At 59.7% G+C, this 14,207-nt stretch carries 13 protein-coding genes; all 13 read left to right on the forward strand.

Features of this window, described 5'->3' with window-relative positions; all coding sequences use genetic code 11:
• The first annotated feature begins 614 nt into the window (after positions 1–614).
• The 13 genes from AFK24_RS20465 to astE all read left to right on the forward strand — a co-directional run bounded on the left by AFK24_RS20465 (position 615) and on the right by astE (position 13,936).
• Positions 615–1,391 (forward strand): ABC transporter substrate-binding protein, encoded by a 777-nt coding sequence (locus tag AFK24_RS20465; RefSeq protein WP_065834956.1) that lies wholly within the window; start codon positions 615–617, stop codon positions 1,389–1,391.
• Positions 1,392–1,475: 84 nt separating this feature from the next.
• Complete coding sequence (locus tag AFK24_RS20470) at positions 1,476–2,165, forward strand: ABC transporter permease (protein WP_020290538.1); 690 nt, start codon at positions 1,476–1,478, stop codon at positions 2,163–2,165.
• A complete protein-coding gene (locus tag AFK24_RS20475; RefSeq protein WP_065834957.1) occupies positions 2,162–2,860 on the forward strand; it encodes an ABC transporter permease in 699 nt (232 codons plus the stop codon). Before AFK24_RS20470 ends, AFK24_RS20475 begins: the two co-directional genes overlap by 4 nt.
• Position 2,861: 1 nt before the next feature.
• Positions 2,862–3,974 (forward strand): succinylglutamate desuccinylase/aspartoacylase family protein, encoded by a 1,113-nt coding sequence (locus AFK24_RS20480; protein ID WP_065834958.1) that lies wholly within the window; start codon positions 2,862–2,864, stop codon positions 3,972–3,974.
• Between the two features lie 22 nt (positions 3,975–3,996).
• Positions 3,997–4,761 (forward strand): ABC transporter ATP-binding protein, encoded by a 765-nt coding sequence (locus tag AFK24_RS20485; RefSeq protein WP_020290535.1) that lies wholly within the window; start codon positions 3,997–3,999, stop codon positions 4,759–4,761.
• A 158-nt stretch (positions 4,762–4,919) separates the two neighbouring features.
• A complete protein-coding gene (gene argR, locus AFK24_RS20490) occupies positions 4,920–5,900 on the forward strand; it encodes a transcriptional regulator ArgR (RefSeq protein ID WP_065834959.1) in 981 nt (326 codons plus the stop codon).
• 296 nt (positions 5,901–6,196) lie between these two features.
• A complete protein-coding gene (locus AFK24_RS20495) occupies positions 6,197–7,417 on the forward strand; it encodes an aspartate aminotransferase family protein (RefSeq protein ID WP_065834960.1) in 1,221 nt (406 codons plus the stop codon).
• Positions 7,418–7,566: 149 nt separating this feature from the next.
• Positions 7,567–8,598: an arginine/ornithine succinyltransferase subunit alpha gene (gene aruF / locus AFK24_RS20500; protein ID WP_065834961.1), complete on the forward strand. Its 1,032-nt coding sequence runs from the start codon at positions 7,567–7,569 to the stop codon at positions 8,596–8,598.
• Between the two features lie 77 nt (positions 8,599–8,675).
• Positions 8,676–9,701 carry an arginine N-succinyltransferase gene (gene astA, locus AFK24_RS20505; protein WP_065834962.1) on the forward strand — a complete coding sequence of 342 codons (1,026 nt, stop codon included), beginning with the start codon at positions 8,676–8,678 and terminating at the stop codon, positions 9,699–9,701.
• Positions 9,698–11,167, forward strand: a complete 1,470-nt coding sequence (astD, locus tag AFK24_RS20510) for a succinylglutamate-semialdehyde dehydrogenase (RefSeq protein ID WP_170826373.1) — start codon at positions 9,698–9,700, stop codon at positions 11,165–11,167. The genes astA and astD overlap by 4 nt, the downstream gene beginning before the upstream one ends.
• Positions 11,168–11,213: 46 nt before the next feature.
• Positions 11,214–12,560 (forward strand): N-succinylarginine dihydrolase, encoded by a 1,347-nt coding sequence (gene astB / locus AFK24_RS20515; protein ID WP_065834964.1) that lies wholly within the window; start codon positions 11,214–11,216, stop codon positions 12,558–12,560.
• A 65-nt stretch (positions 12,561–12,625) separates the two neighbouring features.
• Positions 12,626–12,916, forward strand: coding sequence for a hypothetical protein (locus tag AFK24_RS20520; protein WP_020290528.1), 291 nt, complete (start codon positions 12,626–12,628; stop codon positions 12,914–12,916).
• A 12-nt stretch (positions 12,917–12,928) separates the two neighbouring features.
• Positions 12,929–13,936 (forward strand): succinylglutamate desuccinylase, encoded by a 1,008-nt coding sequence (gene astE, locus AFK24_RS20525; protein ID WP_065834965.1) that lies wholly within the window; start codon positions 12,929–12,931, stop codon positions 13,934–13,936.
• The last annotated feature ends 271 nt before the right edge of the window (positions 13,937–14,207 follow it).

Consider the following 14,207-nt stretch of genomic DNA (forward strand, 5'->3'; position numbering starts at 1 on the left):
CAGTCTGTTGGAGCGAGGCTTGCCCGCGAATCAAGCACCTCGGTGGGTCAGGCCTGCCACGGTATCGTCCTTCGCGGGCAAGCCTCGCTCCAACAAATAGCGCTGCAGAAGTGAACGTGTTCGCGAGGCGGTCTCGGTGTCCACGCAGGCGCAATGCCATGCACCAACAGATATATATCCACATGTTACCGACGAACCGCTGGATGTAACCCGACGCGCATTTATGGGGCGATGCACCTCAGTTTTTGTAGGAAATGGGTGCGTTATCGTCCAGAAAATAAACCCAATCAACGCTGCGCTTGCCGTATTACAAGGCTTTGCCAATAATGGGCGCGTATTTTGCTGTATAGATCGGTTAGTCTTCTTTTCGCATTGCATAATCTGCAATAGCTGTCAATAAGTCCGGTCTGTTTTTTCGGTGCTTCTGTAACTAGTTGTCGCATTGAAGAAATATCGACTTCGAGCGTGTCGTTAAAATGCCGATCACTCGCCCAAGGTTTGCGGGCCCGGATTCCGGCCTCGCCTGTCAGGCGTCATAGTCTTCAATCATCTCTCCGCATTTTGGGCTCTAGCTCACTCTGCCATTTGTCGTGTTTACCGACGGAGTCCTAAGAATGAAAAAGCTCATGCTTCTTGGTGCACTGGCGCTGTCTGTGCTGGCGCAGCCAACGTTTGCTGACGAAAAACCGCTGAAAATCGGCATTGAAGCCGCTTACCCTCCGTTTGCCTCCAAGGCTCCGGATGGCAGCATCGTTGGTTTCGACTACGACATCGGCAACGCCCTGTGTGCCGAGATGAAGGTCAAGTGCACTTGGGTCGAGCAGGAATTCGACGGCCTGATCCCGGCGCTCAAAGTGCGCAAGATCGACGCGATCCTGTCCTCGATGTCCATCACCGAAGACCGCAAGAAATCCGTGGATTTCACCGGTCGCTACTACAGCACCCAGGCGCGCCTGGTGATGAAGGACGGCACCACGGTCAGCGACAGCCTTGCCGAACTCAAGGGCAAGAAGATCGGCGTGCAGCGCGGTTCGATCCATGATCGTTTCGCCAAGGAAAAACTCGAGCCGCTGGGCGCCGAGATCAAATCCTACGCTTCGCAGAACGAAATCTACCTGGACATCCAGGCCGGTCGCCTCGATGGCACGGTGGCTGACGCAACCCTGCTGCAGGACGGTTTCCTGAAAACCGACGCAGGCAAGGGCTACGCTTTCGTGGGCCCGGCGTTCACTGACGCGGCGTACTTTGGCGACGGCATCGGTATTGCCGTGCGTAAAGGCGACAAGGCCAATCTGGACAAGATCAACGCTGCCATCACTGCAATTCGCGCCAATGGCGAGTACAAGAAAATCCAGGACAAGTACTTCGATTTCGACGTTTACGGCAAGTAAATCGTCCGAAGCTACCCCTTGAAATGGCGCAAGCAACGGTCGTTCTTGCGCCATTTTCATACCCATCCGTGAGGACCGCACATCATGTTGAAAGGCTACGGGGCTGTCATCCTCGAAGGTGCATGGCTGACGCTGCAACTGGCCTTGTCGTCGATGGCGCTGGCCATTGTTCTCGGCCTGATTGGCGTGGCGCTGCGTCTGTCGCCGGTGCGACAACTTGCAGTGTTGGGTGATCTGTACTCCACGGTAATCCGCGGGATTCCCGATCTGGTACTGATTCTGCTGATTTTCTACGGCGGTCAAAGTGTGCTCAACGCCGTTGCGCCGATGGTCGGCTATGACGACTACATCGAGCTCAGTCCATTGGCTGCGGGGATCGGCACGCTGGGTTTCATCTTCGGCGCCTACCTCTCGGAAACCTTTCGCGGTGCCTTCATGGCGATTCCCAAAGGTCAGTCCGAAGCCGGCATGGCGTACGGGATGAGTCGCTTTAACGTATTTTTTCGGATATTGGTGCCGCAGATGATTCGCCTGGCGATTCCGGGCTTCACCAATAACTGGCTGGTGCTGACCAAGGCCACCGCGCTGATTTCCGTGGTCGGTCTGCAGGACATGATGTTCAAGGCCAAACAGGCCGCCGACGCGACCCGCGAGCCGTTTACCTTTTTCCTGGCCGTGGCCGCGATGTATCTGGTGATCACCAGTGTCTCGCTGCTGATTCTGCGTTTCATCGAAAAACGCTACTCGGTAGGCGTAAGGGCGGCTGACCTATGATCTTCGACTACACCGTCGTCTGGGATAGCCTGCCGATGTATTTCAGCGGCATGCTGATTACCCTCAAGTTGCTGGCGATTTCCCTGTTTTTCGGCTTGCTGGCCGCCTTGCCGCTGGGTTTGATGCGCGTCTCGAAAAACCGCTGGATAAACGCACCTGCCTGGTTGTTCACCTACGTGATTCGCGGCACGCCGATGCTGGTGCAGCTGTTTCTCATCTATTACGGTCTGGCGCAATTTTCGGCGGTGCGAGAGAGCTTTCTCTGGCCGATGTTGTCCAGCGCGACTTTCTGCGCCTGTCTGGCCTTCGCCGTGAATACCAGCGCCTATACCGCAGAAATCATCGCCGGCAGCCTGAAAGCCACGCCCGCCGGTGAAATCGAAGCTGCCCGCGCCATGGGCATGTCCAAGGCCAAGCTGTATCGGCGGATTCTGCTGCCCTCGGCGCTGCGTCGGGCGCTGCCGCAATACAGCAATGAAGTGATCATGATGCTGCAGACCACCAGTCTGGCGTCCATTGTCACGCTGCTCGACATTACCGGCGCGGCCCGCTCGGTCAATGCCCAGTATTATTTGCCTTTTGAGGCGTTCATTACCGCAGGCGTGTTCTACCTGTGCCTGACATTCATTCTGGTGCGACTGTTCAAGCTGGCTGAACGCCGCTGGCTGGGCTACCTCGCGCCCCGGAAGGCCTGACATGCAAAGAACCGATCATGTATTGCCGTGGAGCACCCTCGGCACCGAACGCCAGCTGAGCGTGTTTCGTTTTGGCAGTGGCGAGCGCAAAGCCTACATCCAGGCCAGTCTGCACGCCGACGAACTGCCGGGAATGCGCACCGCCTGGGAGCTGAAAAAGCGTCTGCTGGAACTGGAAGAACAGGGCGCCCTGAAGGGTGTCATCGAGCTTGTCCCGGTGGCCAATCCAATCGGCCTCGGGCAATTGCTGCAAGGCGCCCATCAAGGCCGTTTCGAGTTCGGCAGCGGCAAGAACTTCAACCGTGACTTCGCCGAATTGAGCGAGCCGGTGGCCGAGTTGCTTGAAGGCCAGTTGGGCGACGATCCGCACAGTAATGTGCAGCTGATCCGCCAGGCCATGACCACCGCGCTGGAAAACCTGCCTCCGGCGCAGAGCGAATTGCACGGTTTGCAGCGCTTGTTGCTCAGTCATGCCTGCACGGCCGATGTGGTGCTCGATCTGCATTGCGACGCTGACGCTGCGCTTCACCTCTATGCCTTGCCGCAGCACTGGCCGCAATGGCGTTCGCTGACGGAGCATCTGGACGTTCGGGTGGCGTTGCTGGCCGAAGATTCGGGCGGCAGTTCGTTTGATGAGGCCTGCTCGTTGCCATGGTTGCGTCTGTCGCGGATTTTTCCGGACGCGCAGATTCCCCTGGCGTGCCTGGCGACCACCATCGAGTTGGGCGGGCAGGCTGATACTGGCAAGCCGCAAGCCGAGGCGCATGCCGCAGGCATCCTCGCGTTTCTGGCTGAGCAGGGCTTTATCAATGGCGACTGGCCACAACCGGCCCATGAAGCCTGCGAAGGCATGCCGTTCGAAGGCACCGAATTGTTGTTTGCGCCGCATCCCGGCGTGGTGACGTTCCTGCGTTCGGCCGGCGACTGGGTTGAGGTCGGTGATCCGCTGTTCGAAGTCATCGATCCGCTGTCCGATCAGGTCAGCACGGTCTGCACCAATACTGCCGGCGTGTTGTTCGCCATCGAACGGCTGCGTTACGCACAACCGGGTTTCTGGCTGGCCAAAGTGGCGGGGCGCACGGCGCGTCGCCATGGCCGTCTGCTCAACGACTGACTGTTTTGTGAGAACCGAAAGCATGAACAAACTGGAAGTCCAGGATCTGCACAAGCGCTATGGCAGCCACGAGGTGCTCAAGGGTGTATCCCTGACCGCCAAGGCCGGAGATGTGATCAGCATCATCGGTTCCAGTGGTTCCGGTAAAAGCACCTTCTTGCGCTGCATCAACCTGCTGGAGCAACCCCACGCCGGGAAAATCCTGCTCAATAATGAAGAGTTGAAACTGGTCGCCAATAAAGACGGCAGCCTCAAGGCCGCGGACCCAAAACAGTTGCAGCGCATGCGCTCACGGTTATCCATGGTGTTTCAGCATTTCAATCTGTGGTCGCACATGACCGCGATGGAAAACATCATTGAAGCGCCGATCCATGTGCTGGGCCTCTCGAAGAAAGAAGCGCTGGAAAAGGCCGAGCATTATCTGGCCAAGGTTGGCGTCGCGCATCGCAAGGACGCTTATCCGGGGCATATGTCCGGCGGCGAACAGCAGCGGGTGGCGATTGCCCGTGCCTTGGCGATGGAGCCGGAAGTCATGCTGTTTGACGAACCCACTTCAGCCCTCGATCCTGAGCTGGTCGGCGATGTGCTCAAGGTCATGCAGGCCCTGGCGCTGGAGGGGCGGACGATGGTGGTGGTGACTCACGAAATGGGCTTCGCCCGGGAAGTTTCCAATCAACTGATCTTCCTGCACAAAGGCATGGTCGAGGAGTGCGGCGATCCACGGGAAGTGCTGGTCAATCCGCAATCCGAGCGCCTGCAGCAATTTCTGTCCGGTAGCCTCAAGTAACGAATGGCGTCGTTTTCTCGATGCCTTTAACAACAGAACCGGTCATGCTGCGCGCCAGACTGACCGTTCAAGATTCAAAGTGAGCCGTTTTCCGTGCTCTAACCTTGCAGGCTGTTCACTCAGTTTGTTCAACAGCGATACGTTCCGGACTGCACGCCATGACTGCCCATCGAATCGGTTTTCTCATCTGGCCCAGCACCAAAGCCTTGACTCTGGCGCTGGCCGAGGAAGCCTTGCGTGTGGCGCAGCGCGTCCATCCCGAAGTGCTTTATGAATTGACCTTCCTGCAAGCGGAGGCGCCGACCGAAGGCGCCTGGCAATTGCCCGGCGAACCCTGGGCCGGTCGCCTCGACGGCCTGCAAAAGCTGTTTCTGCTGGCAGACGAGCCGCCGGCGCCGATGCCCCAGGCGCTGAGTAGTGCGGTCAAGCAGCTGGTGCGTTCCGGTTGTGTCATCGGCGGCTTGTCGGCGGGGGTTTATCCGCTGGCGCAATTGGGTTTGCTGGATGGTTATCGCGCTGCCGTGCACTGGCGCTGGCAGGATGATTTCAGTGAGCGGTTTCCCAAGGTCATAGCCACCAGCCACTTGTTTGACTGGGATCGCGATCGCCTGACGGCTTGCGGCGGCATGTCAGTGCTTGATCTGCTGCTGGCGGTATTGGCCCGTGATCATGGCGCGGAGCTGGCCGGTGCGGTTTCCGAAGAGCTGGTGGTCGAGCGGATTCGCGAAGGTGGCGAGCGCCAGCGTATCCCGTTGCAGAACCGTCTGGGTTCCAGCCACCCCAAGCTGACCCAGGCTGTGCTGTTGATGGAAGCCAATATCGAAGAGCCGCTGACCACCGATGAAATCGCTCAGCACGTATGCGTTTCGCGCCGCCAGCTGGAACGCATTTTCAAGCAATATCTGAATCGGGTTCCGAGCCAGTATTATCTGGAGCTGCGCCTCAACAAGGCCCGGCAGATGCTGATGCAGACCAGCAAGTCGATCATCCAGATCGGCCTGTCCTGCGGCTTCTCCTCCGGTCCGCATTTTTCCAGCGCCTACCGCAACTTCTTCGGCGCCACGCCCAGGGAAGACCGCAACCAGCGCCGCAGCAGCAGCCCGTTCGAATTGTCCTCGGTGCCTGCCGAGCGCGGGTGAAGCGTGCCCGCACCGATTCGTAGGAGCGGCTTCAGCCGCGAAAGCCTCCTGCCGGCTAAAGCCTGTCCTACAGACCTGCTTCGGAAATCAAAACATCTGTATCTGCAATTACAGTGGGTCAACGTTTAAACTGCGCCTTTGCGAACCTATATGTCGCATTGCCGAAAGCCACCGAAATTCTCGGTTTTGTGCTGTAACAAGTTGTCGCCTGGCGACAAGGCCGAATGGAAATCAGTCCTTACAATCCCCCCATCGCTCGCCAGTTTCAGGCAGGCGTTCCTCTTCAGGAGACTCCGATGTCCGTTGAGCAAGCTGCGGTGAACCGCGCCGACTTTGACCAGGTAATGGTCCCCAATTACGCTCCAGCCGGATTTATTCCCGTGCGTGGCGCGGGTTCCCGCGTCTGGGACCAATCGGGCCGTGAGCTGGTCGATTTCTCCGGCGGAATCGCCGTCAACGTATTGGGCCACTGCCATCCGGCGCTGGTCGGTGCCTTGACCGAGCAGGGCAATCAGCTGTGGCACGTTTCCAACGTGTTCACCAACGAGCCGGCGCTGCGCCTGGCGAAGAAGCTGGTGGACGCCACCTTCGCCGAGCGCGTGTTCTTCTGTAACTCCGGTGCCGAAGCCAACGAAGCCGCCTTCAAGCTGGCGCGTCGTGTTTCCCACGATTTGTATGGCCCGGAAAAGTACGAAATCGTCGCTGCGCTGAACAGCTTCCACGGTCGCACGCTGTTCACGGTCAGTGTCGGCGGTCAGCCCAAGTATTCCGACGGTTTTGGTCCGAAGATCACCGGCATCAGCCATATCCCGTACAACGACCTGGATGCATTGAAAGCCGCTGTTACCGACAAAACCTGCGCAGTGGTTCTGGAGCCGATCCAGGGTGAAGGCGGCGTGATGCCGGCTGATCTGGAATTCCTGCAAGGCGCCCGTCAGCTATGCGACGAGCACAATGCGCTGTTGGTTTTCGACGAAGTGCAGAGCGGCATGGGCCGTAGCGGCCACCTGTTTGCCTACATGCATTACGGCGTGACCCCGGACATTCTTTCCAGCGCCAAGAGCCTCGGCGGCGGTTTCCCGATGGCGGCCATGCTGACCACGGAAAAACTCGCCAAGCACCTCTCGGTCGGCGTCCACGGCACTACCTATGGTGGCAACCCGCTAGCCTGCGCGGTCGGCAATGCAGTGATGGACGTTGTCCATACTCAGGAAGTGCGCGACGGCGTCAAAGCCAGGCACGAGAAATTCAAGGCGCGCCTTGAGCAGATCGGCGAGAAATACGGCGTGTTCAGCCAAGTGCGCGGCCTGGGTCTGCTGATCGGTTGCGTGTTGACCGACGCGTGGAAGGGCAAGGCCAAGGACTTCTTCAATGCCGCCGAGCATGAAGGCGTCATGGTGCTGCAGGCCGGTCCCGATGTGATGCGTTTCGCGCCAAGCCTGGTGATTGAAGATGCCGACATCGACGAAGGGTTGGACCGCTTCGAGCGTGCTGTCGCCAAACTGACGCAAGCCTGATAACGGCTGCTGCAGCGCAACACTCCCCGACGCTCGCCCCTTGAGCGGGCGTCGGGCATTTTTCTGGTGCCGTGTGGACTGCGATTCACAGGGCGCTTTTTTTCTGTGCCGGAAGTGTCCGGCCGTTTTTTCTGGTAAGGAGTGGCACCATGCTCGTGATGCGCCCCGCGCAAATGGCTGATCTGGCCGAGGTTCAACGCCTCGCCGCCGACAGCCCGATCGGTGTCACGTCCCTGCCCGACGATGCTGGCCGTCTCAGCGACAAGATCAGCGCTTCCGAAGCGTCGTTCTCCGCAGAAGTCAGCTTCAATGGTGAGGAAAGCTACTTCTTCGTCCTTGAAGACAGCGAAACCGGACGGCTGGTCGGCTGCTCGGGTATTGTCGCCTCGGCGGGCTATTCCGAACCTTTCTACAGCTTTCGCAACGAGACCTTCGTTCACGCTTCCCGCGAACTGAAGATCCACAACAAGATTCACGTGCTTTCCCAATGCCATGACCTGACTGGCAACAGTTTGCTGACCAGCTTCTATGTGGTTCCGGAACTGGTGGGCAGCGCATGGTCGGAGCTTAATTCCCGTGGCCGCCTGTTGTTCGTTGCCAACCATCCGGAGCGCTTCGCCGATTCGGTGGTGACCGAGATCGTCGGCTACAGCGATGAAAACGGTGACTCGCCTTTCTGGGACGCCATCGGCCGTAACTTTTTCGACCTGAACTACGCCGCCGCCGAGCGCCTGTGTGGCCTGAAAAGCCGGACCTTCCTCGCCGAGCTGATGCCGCATTATCCGATCTACGTGCCGCTGCTGCCGGACGCCGCCCAGGAAGCCATGGGCCAGGTGCATCCACGGGCGCAAATCACCTTCGACATCCTGATGCGTGAGGGCTTCGAAACCGATCATTACATCGACATCTTCGACGGCGGGCCAACCCTGCATGCGCGAGTGTCGGGGATTCGCTCCATCGCCCAGAGCCGACTGGTTCCAGTCAAAGTCGACCAGAACAAGTCCACTGACGCGGGCACCGGCGGCCGGCTGTATCTGGTGGCAAACGGCCTGTTGCAGGATTACCGCGCTGTCTTGCTGGAACTGGACTGGGCGCCCGGCAAACCGGTGTTGTTGAGTCTGGAATCCGCCGAAGCCCTGGGCGTCGGTGAAGGCGCCAGCGTGCGCATCGTGGCAGTCTGAGACAGCCGATTGATTCTGGATTGCAGGTTTAGCGAGTTTCGCGGGCTCCTTCGGGGAGTCCGCGCTGAGGAGATAGCATGATCGTTCGTCCCGTAAGCAGCAGTGACCTGCCGGCGCTGATCGAGTTGGCGCGCAGCACAGGCGCAGGCCTGACGACCTTGCCCGCCAATGAAGAACGCCTGGCGCACCGGGTCGGCTGGGCGGAAAAAACCTTCCGTGGCGAAGCCGAGCGTGGCGATGCCGATTACCTGTTCGTGCTCGAAGACGACGACGGGCGAGTCGTCGGCATTTCGGCGATTGCCGGTGCGGTCGGCCTGCGCGAGCCCTGGTACAACTATCGGGTCGGTCTGACGGTCAGCGCTTCCCAGGAACTGAACATCTATCGGGAAATTCCGACCTTGTTCCTGGCCAATGACCTCACCGGCAACTCCGAGCTGTGCTCGCTGTTTCTGCGCAGCGATTCGCGCACCGGCCTCAATGGCCGTTTGCTGGCCAAGGCCCGCATGCTGTTTATCGCGGAGTTCCCGCAGTTGTTCGGCAAGAAGATCATTGCCGAGATGCGCGGCATGTCCGACGAAGAAGGTCACTCGCCGTTCTGGGAGAGCCTGGGTCGGCACTTCTTCAAGATGGAATTCAGCCAGGCCGATTACCTGACCGGCGTGGGCAACAAGGCTTTCATCGCTGAATTGATGCCCAAGTTCCCGCTGTACACCTGCTTCCTCTCTGAAGACGCGCGCAACATTATTGGCCGCGTGCATGCAGATACCGAACCGGCGCTGGCCATGCTCAAGAGCGAAGGCTTCAGCTATCAGGGTTACGTCGATATTTTCGATGCGGGTCCGGCCATCGAGTGCGAGACCGCGAAAATCCGCGCCGTGCGCGACAGCCAGGCGCTGGTGCTGGCCATCGGCACTCCGGGTGACGATGCGACGCCATTTCTTATCCACAACCGCAAACGTGAAGGCTGTCGCATCACCGCGGCCGCAGCGCGTCTGGCTGCTGGCACATTGGTGGTCGACCCGATGACGGCAAAGCGCCTGCGCCTCAGCGCCGGGGATCAAGTCCGCGCCGTGCCGTTGTCCGCAGCCCGGGAGGCAATCTGATGAGCACACTGTATATCGCTGGCGCCTGGCAGGCCGGGCAGGGCGAAGCATTCGAATCTCTCAATCCGGTGACCCAGCACGTGCTGTGGTCCGGGCAAGGCGCGTCGGCCGCGCAGGTGGACGTCGCGGTGCGCGCGGCGCGTCAGGCGTTTCCGGCCTGGGCCAGTCGTTCGCTGGATGAGCGCATCAGCGTGCTGGAAGCGTTCGCCGCCAGCCTGAAAAGCAACGCCGACGCTTTGGCCCAGTGCATTGGCGAAGAAACCGGCAAGCCGCTGTGGGAATCGGCGACCGAAGTGACCAGCATGGTCAACAAGATCGCGATTTCGGTGCAGAGCTACCGTGAGCGGACCGGCGAGAAGAGCGGCCCGCTGGGCGACGCCACTGCCGTGCTGCGCCACAAACCCCACGGCGTGGTCGCGGTGTTCGGGCCTTACAACTTTCCTGGCCATTTGCCCAACGGCCATATCGTTCCGGCCTTGCTGGCGGGCAACAGCGTATTGTTCAAACCCAGCGAGCTGACGCCGAAAGTCGCCGAGTTGACCGTCAAATGCTGGATCGAAGCCGGCTTGCCTGCGGGCGTGCTGAATCTGCTGCAGGGCGGCCGTGAAACCGGTATCGCGCTAGCGGCCAATTCCGGCATCGACGGTTTGTTCTTCACCGGCTCCAGCCGCACCGGCAACGCGCTGCATCAACAATTCGCCGGGCGCCCGGACAAGATTCTGGCCCTGGAAATGGGCGGCAATAACCCGCTGGTGGTGGATCAGGTCGCCGATGTTGAAGCGGCGGTGTACACCGTTATCCAGTCGGCATTCATTTCGGCGGGTCAACGCTGCACCTGCGCCCGTCGTTTGCTGGTGCCTCAAGGCAAGTGGGGCGACGCGTTTATCGAGCGTTTGGTTGAAGTGACGCGCACGATTGAAGTCGGTGCCTTCGACCAACAGCCCGCGCCGTTCATGGGTTCGGTAATTTCCCTGCATGCCGCCCAGGCATTGCTGGCTGCGCAGGAACAACTGCTGGCCAATGGCGCTGTTGCCTTGCTGGAAATGACCCAGCCGCAGAGTTCGGCAGCCTTGCTGACACCGGGGATTCTTGAAGTCACCGAAGTCAGCGATCGTCTTGACGAGGAGTTGTTCGGGCCACTGCTGCAAGTCAGCCGCTACGCGGATTTCGACGCGGCCATCGCCGAAGCCAACGACACCCAATATGGATTGGCCGCAGGTTTATTGTCCGATTCAGAAATCCGTTACAAACAGTTCTGGCTGCAAAGCCGGGCGGGGATCGTCAACTGGAACAAACAATTGACCGGCGCAGCGAGCAGCGCACCGTTTGGCGGCGTCGGCGCCTCGGGTAATCATCGTGCCAGCGCCTATTACGCGGCCGATTATTGCGCCTATCCGGTGGCTTCGCTGGAAAGCAGCAGCCTGACCTTGCCTGCAACCCTGACGCCGGGCGTGCGGCTTTCCTGATGTGCCGACCTGACGCCTATAAAAAAAGATCCACGGAGCCGTGCCGATGAAATCCTGTGAAGTCAATTTTGACGGCCTTGTAGGGCCGACCCACAACTACGGTGGACTGTCCTACGGCAACGTCGCGTCCCAGAGCAACAGCCAGCAGTCCTCGAACCCGCGCGAAGCGGCGTTGCAGGGCCTGGCGAAAATGAAAGCGCTGATGGAGATGGGCTTTACCCAAGGCGTACTGGCTCCGCAGGAGCGCCCGGATGTTGCCGGCCTGCGCAGGCTGGGTTTCAGCGGCACCGATGCGCAGGTGATCGAGCAAGCCGCGAAGCAGGCCATGCCCTTGCTGGTCGCCAGCTGCTCCGCATCGAGCATGTGGGTCGCCAACGCCGCAACGGTCAGCCCGAGCGCGGACACGGCCGATGGCCGTGTGCATTTCACCGCCGCCAACCTCAATTGCAAATATCACCGCAGCATCGAACACCCCACGACGAGCCGCGTGCTCGGGGCGATGTTCGCCAATCAGCAACACTTTGCCCATCACGCAGCCCTGCCTGCGGTTGCGCAATTTGGCGACGAAGGTGCGGCCAACCACACCCGCCTGTGCCGCGATTATGGCGAAGCCGGGGTCGAGTTCTTTGTGTTCGGCCGCAGCGCGTTCGATACCCGTTATCCCGCACCGCAGAAATACCCGGCCCGTCAGACGCTGGAAGCTTCGCAAGCCGTGGCGCGCCTGCATGGCTTGAGCGACAGCGGAGTCGTCTATGGCCAGCAGAATCCGTCGGTCATCGATCAGGGCGTGTTCCATAACGATGTGATCGCAGTCGGCAATGGCGAGGTGTTGTTCTATCACGAGGATGCGTTCATCCACACCGAAAGCATGCTCGCCGAGTTACAGGAAAAGCTGGCCGCTTGCGGTGGCCAGCTGCGTGCGATTTGCGTGCCCCGCGCCGAAGTGACGGTCGAGGACGCAGTTCGCTCCTATCTATTTAACAGTCAGCTTCTCTCTCGCGCCGATGGCTCGATGCTGTTAATCGTGCCGGAAGAGTGTCGCGGCAACGAGCGTGTCTGGCGTTATTTACAAGGCCTGATTGCCGGTGCGAACCCGGTGGCGGAAGTGAAAGTCTTCGATCTCAAGCAAAGCATGCAGAACGGCGGCGGCCCGGCTTGCCTGCGTTTGCGCGTCGCGCTCAACGAAACCGAGCTGGCGGCGGTCAACCCAGGGGTTATCATGACGGCGCCGTTGTACGCCACGCTGACGGAGTGGGTCGATAAGCATTATCGCGATCGCATGCGCGAAACCGATCTGGCCGACCCGCAACTGTTGCTTGAATGTCGCGCGGCACTGGATGAATTGACCCAAATCCTTAAACTGGGCTCGGTCTATCCTTTTCAACGTGTTTGATCCCGAGGCGCGTCTGATGCAAGGCATCGGGCGCCGGATTTTTCCTCTCTATAGAGATTTCGATTATGAGCGACACCTTGCAGTTGATCCTTGAAGACACCGATGGCACCCAGCTGGAAACGTCCTGCACCCGCGTCGCGGTCATGTGGCAGGGCAAGGAGTTGTGGATTCAGCACGACGGCCGTGGCCAGTTGCTGATCGGCGTTGATGTCGAAGAAGGCGATGCCGAATACGCCAACCTGTTGCTGCGTCCATTGGCCACCAACCTGGTCAGCCTGCAACTGGAAATGGAACCGGCCGAGGTTGGCGACGACGAAGAACACGTCCACGGTCCGGACTGCAATCACGATCACTAAGGAACACCGCCAATGCTCGCCCTCGGCAAACTGCTTGAACTGACCCTGGCTGGACGTGAACCAGCGGAAAAGACTCAAACGACTGTCGGCGGCGTGCGCTTGCGCTGGCTGAGCGAAGGGGCGCTGGAAGTTCGGCCGCCGCGGGATCTGGATAACGGCACTGACCTGTTGTTATCCGCCGGTATCCACGGCAATGAAACCGCGCCCATCGAGCTGCTGGATGAACTGATCCACAGCATTGCGCGCAATGAACTCAAGCCGCGCGCAAGAATTCTTTTCCTGTTTGGCAATCCCGAAGCGATTCGTCGTGGCGATCGCTACGTCGAACAGGACGTCAACCGGCTGTTCAACGGCCGTCACGAACTCAGCGGCGGCCCGGAAGCGCTGCGTGCTTGCGAGCTGGAGCGTCTGGCCGATAGCTTTTTCAGCCTGCCGGACCGCTATCGCCTGCATTACGACCTGCACACCGCGATTCGTGGCTCGAAGATCGAGCAATTCGCGTTGTACCCGTGGAAGGAAGGTCGCCAGCATTCCCGTCGTGAGCTGGCGCGGCTGCGCGCAGCGGGCATGGAAGCGGTACTGTTGCAGAACAAGCCGTCCATCGTGTTCAGCTCTTATACGTATGACAAACTCGGTGCCGAGTCTTTCACGCTGGAGTTGGGCAAAGCCCGGCCATTCGGACAGAACCAACAGGTCAACATCAGGCCGTTGCATACGCGGCTGGTGCAGATCATCGATGGCAGCGAAACCGAGGACGAAGAAAGTCTGGAGGGTTTGCAGCTGTTCAGCGTGGCGCGGGAAATCATCAAGCACAGCGATGCGTTCCGGCTGCATTTGCCGGTCGACGTGGAAAACTTTTCCGAACTGGATAAAGGCTACGTGCTGGCCGAAGATCTGGCCGACTCGCGCTGGATCGTCGAGGAAGAGGGTGCGCGCATCATCTTCCCCAATCCCAAGGTCAAGAACGGCTTGCGTGCGGGGATATTGATCGTTCCGACTACGGCTGATGTGTTGGTTTGAACGTAGCGATCTCTGCGTCGCGTGACTAACGCCACTCCCGTTGGAGCGAGCGGGCGGTGTTCCGACTTGCCCGCGAATCGGCCGTAGGAGCGACTTTAGTCGCGAAGGCGCCAATTGCCTTCCCGGCTAAAGCCGGTCCTACAGCAAGCCTCGCTCAACGAACTGCATTCGATGGACACGTCGGACCCGTAGGAGCGAGGCTTGCCCGCGAATCGGCCGTAGGAGCGACTTGAGTCGCGAATGCGTCAATTGCCCTCCCGGCTAAAGCCGG

The sequence above is a fragment of the Pseudomonas syringae genome, assembly GCF_001698815.1.
Taxonomy (GTDB): Bacteria; Pseudomonadota; Gammaproteobacteria; order Pseudomonadales; family Pseudomonadaceae; genus Aquipseudomonas; species Aquipseudomonas syringae_A.

Coding starts and splice junctions, on each gene's coding strand:
- AFK24_RS20465 (WP_065834956.1), top strand. CDS start 615: ATGAAAAAGCTCATGCTTCTTGGTGCACTGGCGCTGTCTGTGCTGGCG.
- AFK24_RS20470 (WP_020290538.1), top strand. CDS start 1,476: ATGTTGAAAGGCTACGGGGCTGTCATCCTCGAAGGTGCATGGCTGACG.
- AFK24_RS20475 (WP_065834957.1), top strand. CDS start 2,162: ATGATCTTCGACTACACCGTCGTCTGGGATAGCCTGCCGATGTATTTC.
- AFK24_RS20480 (WP_065834958.1), top strand. CDS start 2,862: ATGCAAAGAACCGATCATGTATTGCCGTGGAGCACCCTCGGCACCGAA.
- AFK24_RS20485 (WP_020290535.1), top strand. CDS start 3,997: ATGAACAAACTGGAAGTCCAGGATCTGCACAAGCGCTATGGCAGCCAC.
- argR (WP_065834959.1), top strand. CDS start 4,920: ATGACTGCCCATCGAATCGGTTTTCTCATCTGGCCCAGCACCAAAGCC.
- AFK24_RS20495 (WP_065834960.1), top strand. CDS start 6,197: ATGTCCGTTGAGCAAGCTGCGGTGAACCGCGCCGACTTTGACCAGGTA.
- aruF (WP_065834961.1), top strand. CDS start 7,567: ATGCTCGTGATGCGCCCCGCGCAAATGGCTGATCTGGCCGAGGTTCAA.
- astA (WP_065834962.1), top strand. CDS start 8,676: ATGATCGTTCGTCCCGTAAGCAGCAGTGACCTGCCGGCGCTGATCGAG.
- astB (WP_065834964.1), top strand. CDS start 11,214: ATGAAATCCTGTGAAGTCAATTTTGACGGCCTTGTAGGGCCGACCCAC.
- AFK24_RS20520 (WP_020290528.1), top strand. CDS start 12,626: ATGAGCGACACCTTGCAGTTGATCCTTGAAGACACCGATGGCACCCAG.
- astE (WP_065834965.1), top strand. CDS start 12,929: ATGCTCGCCCTCGGCAAACTGCTTGAACTGACCCTGGCTGGACGTGAA.